Origin of the sequence: Archangium sp. (assembly GCF_036277355.1) — a bacterium.
Lineage (GTDB): Bacteria > Myxococcota > Myxococcia > Myxococcales > Myxococcaceae > Archangium.
Window position 1 is genome coordinate 1 of sequence record NZ_DASUNC010000141.1, and the last position, 16,375, is coordinate 16,375.

The following is a 16,375-nucleotide window of genomic DNA, read 5'->3' on the forward strand; positions in this document are numbered from 1 at the left end:
TCTCCGGTGTCCACCTCGGCCGCCGCGCTGCTTCCAACCACGCCGGCTCCGTCTTCGTCGTCGCTGTGTTCGTCGTCATCGCGCCGCGCACTTTGCGGCCCCTCGCGCACCTCTACTACCTGGGCTGGATCGGAGGCTTACCCCGCGCCGTGTGGTGCTGGGCGTGGATGAAGTAGAGCGCGGGCGAGTGCAGCGCCCGGTGGCTCACGTAGAACCAGACCTCGTTGAAGACGAACAGCACGGTGAACGTCACCAGGGTGTTGCCCAGGCCCGCTTCCCCCATGCGCATGTGCCCCGAGCGCACCTGGAGCGCCATCGTCGCGGCGCTGTAGACGAGGACGAACAGCCCCGCGCGCAGCTCGCTCGAGAGCTGTCCCTGGCCGAAGGGCAGCCGGTACACCCGGCGCCGCTGGGCGAAGCCGGTGCGCAGGAAGAGCCATGCGCCCCCCAGGATGACGAACATCAAGCCCACCTGCGTGAGCAGCAGGCGGGCAACGGACTCCAGCAGGGAGGGCAGGCTCTCCATCGGGCTTCCTCGGGGTGGCGGGTGCTTATTGGCACTGTGACAATAAGAAGGGGCGTGGTTATTGTCAATGTGCCAATAAGTGGAGGCAGGAGTGCCATGGCGAGCAAGCGCAAGAGCGTGCAGGAGCCGGAGCGGGTGAGGAGGCGGCGCAGTCCGGAGGAGGCGCGTGGGGAGATCCTGGCGGCGGCGGAGCGGCTCTTCCTGGAGCGGGGGCCGGACCAGGTGGGCCTGGTGGACGTGGCGCGCGAGGCGGGGGTGAGCCATGCGCTCGTCTCGCACTACTTCAAGACGTACGAGGGGCTGGTGGAGACGGTGGTGTACCAGCACATCGGCAAGCTGGCCGTGGCGATGCTGGAGCGGCTGGGCGCGGCGGAGGCACTGGAGACGCGCGAGCTGCTGCGGGAAGTCTTCGCCCTCCACGATGATCCGCTCTTCGTGCGGGTGGGCCTCTGGGTGCTGCTGCTCACCCGTGCCGAGCGCTGGTCGCTCTCCGGTCCGCCGGATGACGTGGTGATGCGCGCCGGGGAACTGGTGACGCGCCACTTCGTCCGCGTGAACCAGTCGCGGGGACTGCCGCCTCCGTCGCCCGAGCAGGTACAGCACGTGATCTCCCTGGTGGCGGTGACGGCCCACGGGTACGCGCTGAGCAAGCACGCGCTGCGCGCCAGCCAGGGGCAGCTCGCCTCGCCCCAGCAGGACGAGATCTTCATCGAGCAGCTCGCGCGAATGATCGAGGCCTATCTGGCGGACGCCGTGCGCGCGGCGCCGGGTGAGGTGCGCTGAGCCGCTCGATGGCGCGCTGCCGTCCGCGCTACGAAGCGGCCATCAAGGGCGGCGAGGCGGGCAGGGGAGCGTACACCGCGGGTTGCACGCACCGGGCCTGCACCGGGCTGCCCGCCAGGCTCTCCGAGTGGCCCAGGAACAGGTAGCCCTGGGGGGACAGGTGCCCCATCAGCCGCCGCAGCACACCCGCCTTCGACGCCGGGTCGAAGTAGATGAGCACGTTGCGGCAGAAGAGGAGATCGAAGCTGCCCACGCCGGGGTAGTGCTCGGCGTGGAGGTTGAGCCGCTCGAAGCGCACCACCGAGCGCAACAAGGGCCCCACCTGCATCCGGCCCTCCTGCGAGCGCACGCCCTTGAGCATGAAGGCGCGCAGGTGCTCGGGGGGAATCTCCTGGGACTTCTCGATCGGCCACAGCCCCGCGCGGGCCCGCTCCAGTGCGCGCGTGGACAGGTCCGTCGCCAGCACCTCCACGTCCCAGCCCGAGCCCGGGGGGAAGTTCGTCAGCAGCACCATGGCCAGCGAGTAGGGCTCCTCGCCCGTCGAGCACGCCGCGCTCCACACCCGGATGCTCCGCGTGCGCCGGCCTCTCACCGCCTGCTCCTTCCACTCGGGAAATACCCGCCGCGTGAGGAAGTCGAAGTGCGCCGGCTCCCGGAAGAAGTGCGTCTCGTTGGTGCAGATGCAGTCCAACATCCGCACCCGCTCGTCCTCGTGGCCCGGCGTCACCACGTAGTGGAAGTAGGCGGCGAACGACTCGAGCCCCAGCGCCCTCAGCCGCGAGGACAGACGGGCCGCCAGCAGCGCCTTCTTCACCGGTGCCAGGAAGATGCCCGCCTCCCGGTACACCAGCTCCTGGAAGAGGCGGAACTCCGAGTCGCCCACCACCCCGGCACTCATGCCGCCTGCTCCTCCGTGGCCCGGGACACCGCCAGCAGCTCGGACGTGGACAACAGCCGATCCAGGTTCAACAGCAGCACGAAGCCGCCCTCCCGGCGCCCGAGCCCTTCCAGGTAGTCCACCCGCACGCGTGTGCCGAACGCGGGCGGTGGCTCGATGTCCCGGGGCGCCAGGTCCAACACCTGGCTCACCGCGTCCGTCAGGATGCCCACCTCCGTGCGCTGGCCCTCGAGCTCCGACTCGACGATGACGATGCAGCTCCACTTCGTCACCCGCCGGGCCGGCAGCCCGAACTTCATCGCCAGGTCCACCACCGGTACCACCTTGCCGCGCAGGTTGATGACGCCCAGCACCACCGGCGGCAGTCCCGGCACCGGCGTGACGGGGCTGTACGCGATGATCTCCTTCACCCTCAGGATGTGGACCGCGTAGTCCTCGTCCCCCAGCCGGAAGCCCATGTACTGCGAGGTGAATACGTCCTCGGTGCCCGTCGACATGGCGTGCTCCTAGAAGCGGGTGAAGTCGCGCAGGTCCTGCCCGTTGGGCAGGGGCACGGAGGCCGGCGCGGCCTCGGACACCGCCTGGGCCAGCCGCTCCGTGGCGGCCAGCTTGTGGGCTCCCGGCCTCGGCGCGGCCTGCCGCGGCCGCACGGTGCCGTCGTCCAGGCCGTGGATGCGGAAGAAGGCCATCAGCTGCTGCAGCGCCATCGCCTGCGAGCTCAGCTCCTCGGCCGTGCTCGCCAGCTCCTCGGCCGCGGACGCGTTGCGCTGTGTCACCTGATCCACCTGCTCCATGGCCTTGCTCATCTGCGCCACGCCACTGGCCTGCTCCTTGGACGCCGCGCTCACTTCCTGCACCAGGTCCGCCGTCTTGCGGATGGAGGGCACCAGCTCCCCGAGCAGCTGCCCCGAGCGCTCGGAGATCTTCACGCTGTTGGTGGCCAGGCCGCCAATCTCCTTGGCCGCCTTCTGGCTGCGCTCGGCCAGCTTGCGCACCTCGGTGGCCACCACCGCGAAGCCCTTGCCGTGCTCGCCCGCGCGCGCCGCCTCCACCGCCGCGTTCAGCGCCAGCAGGTTCGTCTGGTAGGCGATCTCCTCGACGATGGAGATCTTCTCCGCGATGGCCGCCATGGCGTGCACCGTCTCCGACACCGCCTTGCCGCTCTCCTCCGCGTCGCGCGCGCCCTGCGTGGCCATCTGCTCCGTGAGCCGGCTGTTCTGCGCGTTCTGGGTGATGGTGCTGCTGAGCTGCTCCAGCGTGGCGCTCGTCTCCTCCACCGAGGCCGCCTGGCTGCTGGTGCCCTGCGAGAGCGACTGGGACGTGGCCGACACCTGCGCGGCCGCCCCGGACAGCGCCGCCGCCCCCGCGCGCACCTCGCCGATCATCCCGCTCAGCTTCTGCACCATGCTGCCGAAGGCCCGCCCCAGCGTGTCGTTCTCCGAGCGCACCACCACCTGCACCGTCATGTCACCGGCCGCCAGGGACTCGGCCACCTGCGCCATCTGCCGCAGCGAGCGGATCATCTCCCGCATCCCCGCCAGCATCCGGCCGATCTCGTCCTCGCCGCGCGTCTGCACCTCGGCCGTCAGGTCTCCCTGTGCCAGCCGGTTGATGGTGGACAACGCCTCGTTGATGGGGCGCACGATGCTCCGGCCCAGCAGCACCGCCAGCAGCATCGCCAGCAGCGTGCCCACCCCACCGCCCACCATCAGCGTGCGGTACATGTTCTGCTCCAGCGCCGCGGACGTCTGCGAGCGCTGCTCCAGCAGCCGCAGCTCCTCCTGGGTGAGCTCCGCCACCACCTGGCGCATGCCGTCCATGTACTGCTTGCCGCGGGCCGTGCTCACGAAGCGCATCACGTCTTCCACCGGGGTGGTACCCCCGTTGGCCTTGTGGCGCAGCTCGAGCAGCGGCTCCGCCTCGGCCGTGAACCAGTGCTGGTAGTCCTCGCGCAGCGACTGCAGGCGCTCCTGTTGCCGGGCGTTGTCCGCCGTCAGCTCCCTGGCCCGGGAGTAGTGCTGGGAGAAGCCCGTCTTGCCGGCCTGGGTGGGCTCGAGGAACTTCTCGTCTCCGGTGAGGGCGAAGCCCCGAAGCCCCGTCTCCATGTCGATGAGCGACTTCATGATGCCGTCCACCTCGCGCAGCACCTCGTAGGTGTGCTTGTCCCAGCGGTTGGCTTCCGAGAGCCGCTCGAAGCTCGAGTAGGAGACGCCCACCACCCCCAGGAGGATGGCGATCAGCGTGCCGAAGGCGAGGTACAGCTTCTTTCCGATGGAGAGGTCTTGCAGCATGGCGATTCCTTTGGAAGAGAGATGAGGGACACCCGGCCACTGCCGAGGATGGTGGAGCCGGAGACGCCGGGCAGTCCCTGGAAGAGGGGGCCCAGGGGCGTCCACCACGAGGCCCGCGCGGCGGCCGGACTGCTCGAGGGTATGTCGAGATTGAACTCCATGGCCGGCTCCTAGAGGTGCTTCACCCAGGCGGCGCCGTCCTGGTTGTGGAAGAGCAGCTTGCGGCCGCGGTGGCCGCCCACGTCCCGGGCCAGGATGGGGATGCCCGCGGCGGACAACCACTCGAGCGCGAGGGCCACGTTGCCGCCGCCGAGATCCTGGTGGAGCGCCATGGGCCGGCTCGACGTCATGCCGCCGAAGACCTTGGCCCGAAGGTGCTCGCGGTGGGCGCCGTGGCCGAGCACCTCGCGCAGCAGGCGCGCCAGGGCCACGTTCCCGTAACGCGGGCCCGTGAGCTCCGTCCCGTAGGGCAGCAGGTAGTGGTTGAGGCCGCCCACTCCCGCGTGGGGATCGAACAGGCACACCGAGACGCAGGTGCCCAGGATGGTGGTGTAGTAGCGGGGCTCCGCGCTGGCGGCCAGCTGCCCGGGGTACACGAAGAAGGCGCGGGGCTCCGCGGGTGCCTCGCGCTCCATGCCGCCGGCCGGTTTCATGACAGGGCCGCCGGGTGACGGAGCAGCTCGGCGCGTTGCAGCGCGGGGCCGGCCTGATCGGCGAGCAGGGCGAGCAGCTCGCGATCCACGTCCTCCAGCTCCTGCTTCTGCGGCAGCAGTCCGAAGATGGCGAGGGCGCCGTAGACGCGCTCCTCCAGCCTCAAGGGGACGCAGGCGGACACCGCGTCACCGGCCTCCTCACCGGCGCGCAGGGGCGTGGGCGCGATGAACGTCTCGCCCGACTGGACCGCGCGTCCGATGGGCCCCTGTCCCAGCGGCACCGTGCGCAGGCGCTCCGGCTCCACCCCCAGCGACGACACCAGCGACAGCGCCCGGCCGCTCTCGTCCATCCGGAAGATGGCCAGCTCCTCCGAGCCGATGAGGTTACCGACGATCTCCTGGATGGCCTCCATCACCTGGGAGGTCTCCCTGGCTCCGTGCAGGTGGAGCGAGGCCACGTACAGGCGCGTCAGGCGCGTGGCCTGGTGCTCGGCCATGGCGACGTGGGCCAGTGTGGCCCGGTTCAGCGCCTCCTGCTCGGCCAGCCGCCGCTCCAGCTCCCGCTGCCGGTCGCGCAACATCACCAGCTCGGCGCGCAGTGTCTCCAGGACGCTCCCGTCTTCGTGTGACATGGAGGCTCCTCAGGCGCCCAGGTAGTGCCGCACCTTCGCGAGCAGCTCGGCGCTGTCGAAGGGCTTGGTGATGTATTCGGTGCAGCCGGCCTGGTAGCCGGCCTCGACGTTGTGGGGCTCGCCGCGCGTGGTGACGAGCAGGATGGGCGTGCCCGCCGTCTCCTGGTGCGTGCGCAGCTCGCGGCACGCGTCCATGCCGCTCAGCTTCGGCATCATCACGTCCATGAAGATGAGGTCCGGCTTGTTCGCCACCGCCTTCTCCACGGCCTCGCGCCCGTCGCGGGCGAAGAGCAGCTCGTAGGGCTGCCCGTGCAGCAGCATGCGGTGCATCATCAGGACGGTGTTGGAGTCGTCCACGAGGAGGATCTTCTTCGGCGTCGGGTTCATGGTGGGGCTTCCTGTCGGCTCAGAAGAGGGAAGCGGCGCAGAGCTCCTGGAGCCGGCCCTGGCGGTTGGCCCAGGTGACGACGCCCGAGCCCTCCAGCACCTCGCCGGTGGTGGTGAGGACGGTCGCCGGAGATCAACAGCACGCGCTCCATCTGAGCACGGAACCCCAGCTCCTCGTCCACCCGCAGCACGACGCGTGCGGCGCGCCGTTCGAGGGGCAGGGGAGCGCCGGCTTCTCCGGGTGGGACGAGGCGAAGCGCGGCGGCTCCTGCACGTCCAGGGTTTGTCTCATGGCGCAATCTCTTTCACGGAGAACGGGGGACGTTCTCCTGCCGGCCCGGCCGGCGCGTCATGCCCGGATGTCGAGCAATCTTCGCGCCAGGAGTGTTCCAGGACAGGAAAGGCCTGTACTTGTTGAAATCCAGCTCTCGCGCCTCGTGAGGATTTGCGCGAGCACGTGCAAACTTTGCACGTCCTTGCCACAATGGATGTTATTGATACAAAGGATGACACGGCCCGTGCTACGCGAGAGGGAGCTCCAGCGTGGCCGTGGCGCCCTTGCCGGGCCCCTCGCTGTCCAGGGAGAGCCGGCCGCCCAGCGCATCGGCCAGGCCGGAGAGCGGAGTGGGGCGCGTGGAGGGCGGTGAGGGGAACCAGCTGGGGCCACAGCGCCTCCAGGTGCCGGACCTTCCCCAGGGCACCCCACTTCAGGTAGGCCTCGCGCGCGTGGCGGACATAGGTGTCGGCGAGGGTGGGGACGCGGCGCTCGCGCCAGAACCTCGCCGCCAGCTCGTTGGCGAGGCCGACGTTCTGGATGAAGCCGTACGCGCGCGCGGGCAGACGCTCGACCGTCTGGACGGCATCATCGCATACTCCAACGGAAGTGACATGGGAAGCGGCAACAACTGTGCGGGCGTCGGGGGGTTCGGGCACCAATACCAGTGCGTGGAGTTCGCTCGGCGGTACTGGGCCTACGTGCACCAGAGAGCGCTGCCTCCCGTCGCGAACGCCAACGATCTGTGCACCGTTCCGGAGAGCGGCTGAATCACCTACCCGCAGGCACCCACAAGCCCGAGCACGGGGACCTCATCGTCTTCGGAATCGGAGCTCAACTGCCCTTTGGCCACGTCGCGGTCGTCGACTGGATGTATGCCACCCCGAACGGATGGGTCGTCAATGCAGTGGAGCAGGCTCGAGCGAGAGCAGGTCGGTAAACGCGACGTCGCCGGTGAGTGGGTCGGTGACCTCGCTATACACCAGAACGTCCTTCGTCATCGTCAGCGGCGTAGTCGCCGTCTCCAGCTCGAGCTCTCCCTTGGAATTGGCATCGCCGACGCAGGCACAGAGCAGCACCGCCAGTAGCAATGCAAGAGTCTTCGTCCTCATCACAGCCTCCACAGGTGTGAACGCACCGAAGCTTGTGTTCCAGCGTCGGTGTACCAGAGCAGAGTGCTGTTCCATACCGCCTTCTCACCGCCGCGGGCGGCTGCGTTCCAGGCGCAAGATGGCCACCTCTCCATCGAACGCTCCTTCTCCCAGGCGCGAGAGATGGAGCGCCTCGGGGCCTGCATGCAGGGCGAGATCGTCCGCGTCCAGGAGCCCGTTCGCGTTCCCGTCCGAGTAGAAGGCCCCCACGTGCTGGAACTGTCTCGCTCCGGGGTACCGCACGGCGAGTCCTGGCGTCCTCCCGTACGGGTTCAGGCCTTCACAGCGGCTGGGTCAGCGGTGCCGGTCTCAAGGGGTAGCGCGCCCGCCAATCTCAGGGAAGCGCTCGTAGGCCTGCTTGAGCGCGTCGAGGTGGGCGGGGTTGTCTAGCTCGAGCGGTGCGTCCGTGAGCCGGACAACCCACCCGCCCGTCGAGGTACGCCGTGCGCGCGAGAGCAGCTCCGCGTCGCGGGCTGTGTCCGGAAATCCGATGGATCGTGCGGCAGCATCCGACCAGTAATTCAGCCACCCCAGGCGATGCGGAATCTCAGGCGAGCGGATGTTCCATGGGGGCTTCAGCGCTGGCAGCCCTCGGGGTGGAGGCTGCGGATTCGCCGCCCGGTTTTTCGTCTGGCGCGCAATATCCACTCCCGCATTGAACGGCGTTGCGTGCCCCCAGAACGCGCGAGCGCCTTCCGCTACAGCTTCCAGCACCTCCGCTGCTGCTGCGATGCCGTCTCCGGTCAGAGGCAACACCGCATGAATCTCAAGTTGGGCCTGGCCACCTGGCGAGCTGCCAGCCGGTAGTTCCAGTCCAGTCACTGTCACCCGGAAGTCATCATCCCCGTTTCGGAGGAGCGGAAATCCACGCCCGTTTGGCCTCCCTCGGGCGAGAAATGCCTCGCGCTGCGGCACTGGGATGCGTTTTCCCTCGCTAGAAATCGTCCACTCCAGGCGCAAGCCAGGGAGCACGCGCTCCATTCCATGAACAATGGCCAAAGGGCGACCCTCATTGCCCACGAGTGCAGGTGCATAAACGGTCATGGCAATTTCATTTTCTTGTGTGGCTGGCATCTCAGCACCACTCCATGATTACGATGACTTCATCGAGATCCGGGGCCGTGCGTTCAAGTGCTGCTTTGTGCGCGGGGCTCAGCACGCCGACCCGGAAGTCAAATCCACAAGCCAGAGCGAGGGCGCGCTCGTACCGCAACTCTTCCACCTGGCTCTCGACCACGATTTCTCGAAGGTCGGGCGGGAACGTGTCGAAGTTGTCGGTCTTGACCTCCCACAGCGTACGCGTGGCCAGTTGCAGCGCGTCGAAGTTCTTCCCATTCACGAACACATCCCCGCCGGGGAAACTGTTGTTCGGAATTCTGTCGGCGCACTGATCGTGCAGTTTGTTACCGCCCAGGTGGTACTTCGCCGGGACGGGCTCGCACCTGGGGCGATCTTGCTCCGAGGTCTCGGGTGGCGGCGGAGGAGGATGATCCGGTCCTTTGGGCTTCGGCTTGGGCCTTTTTTTCGGCGAGGGTTTCTGCGGGACGGGCGCTGTTTCAGGCACGGGCCGCGTTTCAGGTGCGGGCCTTGCCTCGGGGCGGCCCATATCCAGAGCATACGCATCCAGCGCTTCTTTGATGGCGAGTCCCACCACCACCACGCCCGCGACGATTACCGCTCCCACGACGAACTCCGGCGCCGCGAGGACACAGACTCCAATTCCCATGGCAGCAGTTCCTGCGGAGGCGACAGCGCATCTTCCTGTGGAGTCGTGAAACTCGATCCGGTCATGGTCGAGAGCATGAAAGCACCGCTCCACCAGCACGGGCCAGGGCTCGGAAGCTTCGCGGACGGCGCACCGCCCCTCGTCCGCCCAGGGCAGCTTCGCCGCTCGCTGAAGGTTGGCGAGCTTCGGGTTCCAGGACGCTGTCTCTCCTGGGCTCAGCGCTGACGTAGCGCAGGCCGAGATAAAGAGCAGAAGTGCGATGCACGCTCGGAAACGCATGGCTACATTCTCCAACCCATTCAGAACCTGGAGAGTCCTGGCGGGTGCGTTCGACTACCTCCAGCTCACTCAGACCAACGTTCCGTAGTGAGGTGTACCGGCGCCGCGTGGGTACTGAAGCGGCGCCATTCCCGGCATCCTGGCGGAGTACACTCGCACCTTGCAGGTGCCACACACGCCTCGCTCGCACAAGTACGGGAGCGACACCTTCGTCTCGCGGGCCTCCTGCAGCAGGGTCTCTTTGCACGTGGCTTGCCACGTTGATTGCGCGCCCCGCTACGCGAGGGGGAGCTCCAGCGTGGCCGTGGCGCCCTTGCCAGGCCCCTCGCTCTCCAGGGAGAGCCGGCCGCCCAGGGACTTCGCCGCCAGGCTGCTCGAGTAGAGCCCCAGGCCCTGTCCATCCGCTCGGGTGGTGAAGCCTTGCGAGAACAGCCGCTCGCGGTGCTCCGGGGCGATCCCCTTGCCGCTGTCCACCACCTGGATGCGCGCCGTTCCCCCCTCCGCGTCGAGCCGCACCCGCAGGAGCCTCGACGCCTCGGGCATCCCGCTCATGGCGTTGCGCGCGTTGGTGAGGAGGTTGATGAGGATCTGCAACACCCGGTGCTTGTCCAGCCGCGCCCTCGGGTGTGCGCGAAGCTCCCGGGTGACGGTGATGCCGTGGCGCTGGAGCGCGGGCAGCTGGATGCTCAGCGCGTCCTCGACCAGCTGCGCGACATCGCACTCCTCGGGCAGGAGCGAGTTCCGGGCGTAGGCCTGCTGCACCTGGATGATGGCGCGCATGTGCTCGAGGTGCTCCCTCAGCTTCCCCGCGCTCTCCTTCAGGGACGTGTGCTCGCGCAACAGCTCATCGGCCAGGCCGGAGAGGTAGCTCATCCACTGGGGGCCTCGGGGATCCTTCGTCAGGAAGCCCGCGAGGTCTCCCTGATGTTGCTCGAGCATGCCCGTGAGCTGCTTGAGCCGGACCATGCGGGAGCCGTCCACCTTGTCGCGCAGGAGTTGAGCGTTGAGGACGGCGCTGGTGAGTACGTTGCCCATGTTGTGGAGCACGTTGGCGGCCACCTCGGCCGTGCCCGTCTCGCGCACCGCGTCTCCCAGCCGGGCCTGGGCCTGCTTGAGCTCCCACGCCTGCTCCTCCAGGCGCTGCGCGAGCGTGTCGTGGGCTTTGCGCAGGGAGGCCTCGGCGCGCTGGACACTGGCATGCCGCCGCGCGTTCTCGAGCGACGTCGCGGCCTGGGCGGCCAGCTGTCCGAGCAGCGACAGGCGCGCCGGGGTGAAGGTGTGGGCGGAGAGGGTGTTGCCCAGGTACAGCACGCCCTGGAGCTCCTCCTGGCGCACCAGGGGCAGGCAGAGCACCGAGCGGAGCTGGCCGCGCTCGAAGGCGGCCTCCGACGAGAAGGGGTGGGGCAGTGCGGTGTCCGCGATGAGCACGTGCTCCCGGGTGCGCTCGACGTAGGAGATGAGGCTCCCGGGCAGCTCCTCCTCCCGGACCTCCAGGAGCGCCGCGACGGAGAGCCCTCCGTCCTCGACGAGGAGCAGGGCGCCCTGGGAGGCCCCGGCGTGTTCGGTGGCCACGCGCACCAGCGTCGCCGCCAGCCGCTCGAGGTCCAGCTCTCCGGAGATGGCCCGCTGGGCCCTCACCACGGCGAGCGCGTCGAGCTGCTGGACCGCCTCCGTCTCGGAGTGGGGCGCGTGGAGGGCGGTGAGGGGAACCAGCTGGGGCCACAGCGCCTCCAGGTGCCGGACCTTCCCCAGGGCGCCCCACTTCAGGTAGGCCTCGCGCGCGTGGCGGGCATAGGTGTCGGCGAGGGTGGGGACGCGGCGCTCGCGCCAGAACCTCGCCGCCAGCTCGTTGGCGAGGCCGACGTTCTGGATGAAGCCGTGCGCGCGCGCGGAGTGGATGGCCTCCTCGTAGGCCCGCAGTGCCTCCTCCATGCCGCCGGTGAGGCGGGAGAGCTCCGCGGACACCATCCGCTCGGCGGCGCGGAAGGTGTCGGGACATTGGCCCGCCCACTCCGCCAGCTGCTGCTGGTGCTGCCACATGGTGTCCAGGTACTGCCGTTGCTCCTGGGGCGCCGCCGCCGGGTAGCAGGCCGCCAGTGCCAGTGCCCGGTAGAGGTGGAAGTTCAAGAGCTGGATGTGGCCGAGCGAGGCCCAGGTGAGCTCCGCGGCCTGGTCCCCCGCCTCCAGCGCCTGCGCGTACGCGCCGCACATGAAGCGCGACTGCATCTTGAGGATCCAATACCAGCACCGCATCGTGCTCATGTGGTGCACGGTGAGGCCGGCCTCGAAGGCGTCCTCGTCGAAGCCCTCGCCGCTCATCGTGTCGAACGAGCGGGACAGCCCCCGCAGCTGCTGCACGTAGCGCTGGGAATGGATGATGACGTCCTGCGCGGCCTGGAAGCCGGACTGGCGCGCGAAGTCCAGCCGCGTGAGGGTCTCCTGGTACACGTCCTCCAGCGGGTGTCCCAGGACGAGGCGGTCCGTGACGATGTGGTTGCTGCAGTAGCAGGCGACCTGGAAGTCCCCGCCCCGCAGCGCCTGGTGGAAGGCGTCGCGGACGATCTCCAGCGCCTCGGACAGGGGGCGCACCCAATAGCTGTTCAGCTCCAGGGCGTACAGCGCCCGTCCCCGCGCGGCGGAGAAGCCGTGGCGCTCCACCAGCGCGTTCGCGAGCACGCCGAAGGCATGGCCTTCCCCGTACCGCTTGAAGACGGCTCCCTGCATCAGCCCGTACCAGGCATACCCGTGCACGGAGGCCTCGGTATTGCCGTAGCGCAGGCTCAGGGAGACCATCCGGCACAGGTGGAGGATGAGCAGGTTCTCGTCCGTGAAGATGGCCGGGGTGAACAGCGCGCCGAGCACGTCCATCACCGCCTTCATGTCCGGATCCGTCATGAGCGGCAGGCCGATGAGCTGCTCGATGGAGCGCTCGCCCAATAACTCCCAGACCTCGTCGTTGGCGGTCACCACCTCCCTCCGGGAGGGGTGGGGAGGCAGGGGCATGCCGAGCCGGTTCAGCGCCTCCATCAGACAGCTCCTGGCGCCCTGGAACTCATTGGCGGCGAGGAGCAGCTCGCTCTCCAGACGGTAGAGGGCCGCCAGGTCCACGCGGGTCCGGGCCCGTGGCCGGAGCCACTCCACCAGCCGGCGCGCCCCGGCGGCATTGCCGCTCATGAACTCGCCGTGGGCCTGGTCCAGCTGGAGCTTGAAGGCCAGCTCCGGGTCCGTCTCCCAGGGGTCCCCCGGAATGAGCGTGAAGGCCAGCGCGAAGAAGTCCGCGGCCGAGCGGAACGCGGTCGAGGCCCGGGCCTTCCCGCCCGCATGGGCGATCAGCCGGGCGACCCGGTGGCGCTCGCCCGCGTCGTGGATCAGGTCCACTCCCGCGTTGAGCTGCCCCACCACATCGAAGAGCTGCTCGCGGAGCTCCTCCGGGGACAGGCTCGCCAGCATCAGGCGGCCGATGCGCAGGTGGACGGCCTTGCGCTCCGGCGCGGGGACGAGGTCATAGGCCGCCTGCTGGATGCGATCGTGGAGGAAGCGGCACTGCTCCGGGCCGACGCGCACCAGCATGCCCTCGCGGATCGCCTCCTCGAGGCCGGACTCCACCTCGCCCGGCTCCGCGCCGGAGAGGATGAGCAGCAGCTGGCACGGGAAGACGTTGCCCACGCACGCGGCCAGTTGCAGCAGGTGCTGGGTCCGCACGGGCAGCTGGCGCAGCCGGCTCACCATGAAGTCGGCGACGTTGTCGGAGTAGTCCTGTGCCCGGACGCCCGCGGCATCCCACCGCCACCCGCCCTCGGCGGCCCGGGTCAACAGGCCGTCCCGGTGCAACGTCAACATGATCTGGAACAGCCGGTGGAAGCGGTACTGCGCGTCTCCGGGGGGCAGCTCCGGGACCGCCGGCTGCCGGCCCACCACGTGCTCCAGGGGGGGCACCACGTCCACGAGCACCTGGCCCTGCTCGCCCCAGGCCTCGCGCAGCCGCTCCCGCCACCGGGCGCGCTGCTCGTCCGGCTCCGCCAGCAACTGTTGCGTCAGACCGGCCAGGGCCTGCGACAGGGTGGCGTAGGGGACGTCCCCCTGGAACGGTTCCGACTTCCCGCTCAGGAAGAATCCCCGCCGCCGCACCACGGGCTCCCGCAGTGCGTGCACCACCGACGACTTGCCGATGCCGCAGTAGCCGCGCACCAGGATGAGCTCCGACTGGCCCTCCTGGATGACCCGCTCGAGGCCTCGCAGCAACGTGGCGACGTGCGTGTCGCGTCCGTAGAGGCGCTGGGGCAGTTGGAAGGAATCGAGCGTGTCCATGGGTGACGGGCTGGTAAAACGTGGGAAGGAGCATGCCACTTCCCACGCCCGAGCACCCGGCGGGCCACCCCGTCGCCCGAACCGGACCGGGGACGTGGATTTCCTTGAAGTGAAAGATAGTGGGCAATCCCCGTTGTGATGCGGTTGCGGGTTGTTCAGATCCGCTGCGCGCTTCGGGGGCTGAGACCTACATGGGGTGTGCCCGCGTCCTTGAAATGTGGCGGACTGTTGAAGCCCAGGACCAGTCCTGCGTCGAGAGGGTTCGAGCCACGTCCATGAACACCCCCGCTTCTGCCTTGAAGAGAGACGAAGTGCGGCGCCTGCAGGCGCTCGACCCCTCCAGTCCGATGGATACGCCGTCCGAACCCGATTACGACGACCTGGTGCGGCTCGCCGCGGCCTCGTGCGGCGCGCCCATCGCGCTGCTCAACCTGGTGGACCGGGACCGGCAGCGGTTCAGGGCCAGCGTGGGGCTGCATGGGCCGAGCGAGACGGAGCGGGTCACCGCCTTCTGCACCCAGGCCCTCCAGCGCGAGGGCGCCTTCGTCGTCGAGGACGTCATCGCCGACGAGCGCTTCTCCACCCATCCGCTCGTCCAGGGCGAGCCGTTCCTCCGCTTCTTCGCGGGGGTTCCCCTGCAGACGGAGGACGGTGCTTCCATCGGGATGCTCTGCGTCCTGGACCGGCGTCCCCGCGCGTGGAGCGAGGCCCAGCGCCGCTGCCTGAACGGGCTCAAGCGCCAGCTCGAGCTGCTGCTGCGCGCGCGCACCCAGGTGCGCCAGCTCCAGGAGCGCAACACCGAGCTGGAGCAGGCCCAGGAGCGCATGCGCTCCCTCAACGCGTTCCTCCAGGCGGAGATGCGCGAGCGCCAGCGCATCGAGCGCCAGCTGATGGATCAACAGGAGCTGCTCAGCAGCATCCTCGCGCACATTCCGCACTCGGTGTTCTGGAAGGATCGCCACAGCGTCTTCCTGGGCTGCAACCAGCAGTTCGCCCGCGACGTGGGGGTGTCCTCTCCGCTGGAGGTGATCGGAAGGACGGACCTCGAGCTGCCCGCGTCGAGTCTGCATGCCGGCGCCTACCGCCGGGATGATCGCGAGGTGATGGAGTCCGGTGTCGCCCGGATCGCCTTCGAGGAGGCCCTCCAGCATCCCGGGGGAGAGGCGTCCTGGGTCCTGACGAGCAAGGTGCCGCTGAAGGACTCGGAGGGGACGGTGAAGGGGCTGGTCGGCATCTACGTGGACATCAGCGAGCGCCGGCGCCAGGAGGCCACGCTGCAGGAGACGAAGGAGATCATCGAGCGGCACGCCGCCCACCTGGAGGAGCAGGTCCGCGAGGCCCACGAGCGCACCCTGCATCTGATGGAGCACTCCCGCGAGGTGGTCTTCGTGCTCGACGCGGCCGGGAGTGTGCTGGAGGTCAACCCGGTGGCGGAGCGGCTGCTGGGCATCTCCCGCGAGCAGTTGCTCGGCACCTCGTTCGAGACGCTCGCGCCCGAGGACGAGCGCGAGCCCCTGCGGCGCATGCTGAAGGACCTGCGTGTGCGCGGCACGGTGCGGCTGGAGGAGCAGGGGCTGCGCGCGGCGAACGGGGGGCGCATGGCGCTGGGGATCGCCGCGTCGCTCCAGGTGTCGGGCACGGCGCGGCGCCTGCTCATCGTCGGGGATGATCTCACCGAGAAGCGGCGGCTGGAGCAGCAGAACATCCAGAACGACCGGCTCGCCTCCATGGGGGCCCTGGCGGCGGGCATCGCGCATGAGATCAACAACCCCACGTCCTATGTGCTCTCCAACCTCAGCTATCTCCAGGAGTGGCGGGACGAGCTGGAGCGGGAGCTGGCGGCGCTCCCGGAGCTGCCGTCACGCCTGGCGGAGACGCTCGCCGAGGTGAAGGAGGTGCTGGCCGAGTGCCTGGTCGGGGGTCAGCGCATCCGGGACATCGTGCGCGACATGCGGTTCTTCTCGCATACGGCGGGCGAGGAGCTGGCGCCGGTGGACATCCACTCGTGCCTGGATGTGGTGCTGCGCATGGCCAACAACGAGCTGAAGCACACGGCCCGGTTGGAGCGGGACTACGCGGAGCGGTTGCCTCCCGTGTCCGCCAGCGAGGGACGGCTCAGCCAGGTGTTCCTCAACCTGATCGTCAACGCGGCCCACGCCATGCGGTCCGGAGGCACGGAGCGCAACGTGCTCCGGGTGCGCACCGCGTTGGAAGGGGAGTGGGTGCGCATCGACATCTCGGACACGGGCCACGGGATTCCTCCCGAGATACTGTCCCGTATCTTCGAGCCGTTCTTCACCACCAAGCCCGCCGGCTCCGGCACGGGGCTCGGCCTGTCCATCAGCCAGTCCATCATCCAGAAGATGGGCGGGGAGATGCGGGTGAAGAGCGAGCTCGGCCGTGGCACCACCTTCACCCTGCTGCTGCCCGTGCTCGTCTGATTGTCCCCGGGCCTCGCCGGGGTGGC

The 16,375-nt window shown here is 69.0% G+C and carries 15 protein-coding genes and 1 pseudogene; 3 read left to right on the plus strand and 13 right to left on the minus strand.

Annotated features, from left to right (window positions below):
• Positions 1-115: 115 nt before the first annotated feature.
• Complete coding sequence (locus VFZ09_RS34115; RefSeq protein WP_329731923.1) at positions 116-526, minus strand: hypothetical protein; 411 nt, start codon at positions 524-526, stop codon at positions 116-118.
• A gap of 96 nt (positions 527-622) precedes the next feature.
• On the opposite strand from VFZ09_RS34115, the gene VFZ09_RS34120 reads away from it, so the two are divergent.
• A complete protein-coding gene (locus VFZ09_RS34120) occupies positions 623-1,309 on the plus strand; it encodes a helix-turn-helix domain-containing protein (protein ID WP_329731924.1) in 687 nt (228 codons plus the stop codon).
• Positions 1,310-1,337: 28 nt separating this feature from the next.
• Here VFZ09_RS34120 and VFZ09_RS34125 read toward each other — a convergent pair whose 3' ends face one another.
• The 6 genes from VFZ09_RS34125 to VFZ09_RS34150 form a co-directional block, all read right to left on the minus strand.
• Positions 1,338-2,207 (minus strand): protein-glutamate O-methyltransferase, encoded by an 870-nt coding sequence (locus tag VFZ09_RS34125; protein WP_329731925.1) that lies wholly within the window; start codon positions 2,205-2,207, stop codon positions 1,338-1,340.
• Entirely contained in the window at positions 2,204-2,704 is a 501-nt protein-coding gene (locus VFZ09_RS34130) for a chemotaxis protein CheW (RefSeq protein WP_329731926.1), read from the minus strand. Before VFZ09_RS34130 ends, VFZ09_RS34125 begins: the two co-directional genes overlap by 4 nt.
• 9 nt (positions 2,705-2,713) lie before the next feature.
• Positions 2,714-4,498 (minus strand): methyl-accepting chemotaxis protein, encoded by a 1,785-nt coding sequence (locus tag VFZ09_RS34135; protein ID WP_329731927.1) that lies wholly within the window; start codon positions 4,496-4,498, stop codon positions 2,714-2,716.
• Between the two features lie 170 nt (positions 4,499-4,668).
• Positions 4,669-5,151 carry a chemotaxis protein CheD gene (locus VFZ09_RS34140; protein ID WP_329731928.1) on the minus strand — a complete coding sequence of 161 codons (483 nt, stop codon included), beginning with the start codon at positions 5,149-5,151 and terminating at the stop codon, positions 4,669-4,671.
• Complete coding sequence (locus VFZ09_RS34145; protein WP_329731929.1) at positions 5,148-5,783, minus strand: GAF domain-containing protein; 636 nt, start codon at positions 5,781-5,783, stop codon at positions 5,148-5,150. Before VFZ09_RS34145 ends, VFZ09_RS34140 begins: the two co-directional genes overlap by 4 nt.
• A 9-nt stretch (positions 5,784-5,792) precedes the next feature.
• Complete coding sequence (locus VFZ09_RS34150; protein ID WP_329731930.1) at positions 5,793-6,170, minus strand: response regulator; 378 nt, start codon at positions 6,168-6,170, stop codon at positions 5,793-5,795.
• A 543-nt stretch (positions 6,171-6,713) separates the two neighbouring features.
• Here VFZ09_RS34150 and VFZ09_RS34155 point away from each other — a divergent pair.
• The gene (locus tag VFZ09_RS34155) at positions 6,714-7,214 is read left to right on the plus strand and encodes a hypothetical protein (RefSeq protein WP_329731931.1); all 501 of its coding nucleotides are present in this window, start codon (positions 6,714-6,716) and stop codon (positions 7,212-7,214) included.
• 129 nt (positions 7,215-7,343) lie between these two features.
• Here VFZ09_RS34155 and VFZ09_RS34160 read toward each other — a convergent pair whose 3' ends face one another.
• From VFZ09_RS34160 to VFZ09_RS34180, 6 genes and pseudogenes are all read right to left on the minus strand, one after another.
• Positions 7,344-7,556, minus strand: coding sequence for a hypothetical protein (locus VFZ09_RS34160; RefSeq protein WP_329731932.1), 213 nt, complete (start codon positions 7,554-7,556; stop codon positions 7,344-7,346).
• Between the two features lie 84 nt (positions 7,557-7,640).
• A complete protein-coding gene (locus tag VFZ09_RS34165) occupies positions 7,641-7,838 on the minus strand; it encodes a hypothetical protein (RefSeq protein WP_329731933.1) in 198 nt (65 codons plus the stop codon).
• Between the two features lie 66 nt (positions 7,839-7,904).
• Positions 7,905-8,669, minus strand: a complete 765-nt coding sequence (locus tag VFZ09_RS34170) for a DUF5953 family protein (RefSeq protein WP_329731934.1) — start codon at positions 8,667-8,669, stop codon at positions 7,905-7,907.
• 1 nt (position 8,670) lies between these two features.
• Positions 8,671-9,600: a DUF6310 domain-containing protein gene (locus VFZ09_RS34175; protein ID WP_329731935.1), complete on the minus strand. Its 930-nt coding sequence runs from the start codon at positions 9,598-9,600 to the stop codon at positions 8,671-8,673.
• A gap of 69 nt (positions 9,601-9,669) precedes the next feature.
• A pseudogene (locus tag VFZ09_RS51770) lies at positions 9,670-9,837 on the minus strand (2Fe-2S iron-sulfur cluster-binding protein); the annotation flags it as partial.
• A 39-nt stretch (positions 9,838-9,876) separates the two neighbouring features.
• Entirely contained in the window at positions 9,877-13,908 is a 4,032-nt protein-coding gene (locus VFZ09_RS34180) for a trifunctional serine/threonine-protein kinase/ATP-binding protein/sensor histidine kinase (protein ID WP_329731936.1), read from the minus strand.
• 311 nt (positions 13,909-14,219) lie between these two features.
• On the opposite strand from VFZ09_RS34180, the gene VFZ09_RS34185 reads away from it, so the two are divergent.
• The gene (locus VFZ09_RS34185; protein WP_329731937.1) at positions 14,220-16,349 is read left to right on the plus strand and encodes an ATP-binding protein; all 2,130 of its coding nucleotides are present in this window, start codon (positions 14,220-14,222) and stop codon (positions 16,347-16,349) included.
• The last annotated feature ends 26 nt before the right edge of the window (positions 16,350-16,375 follow it).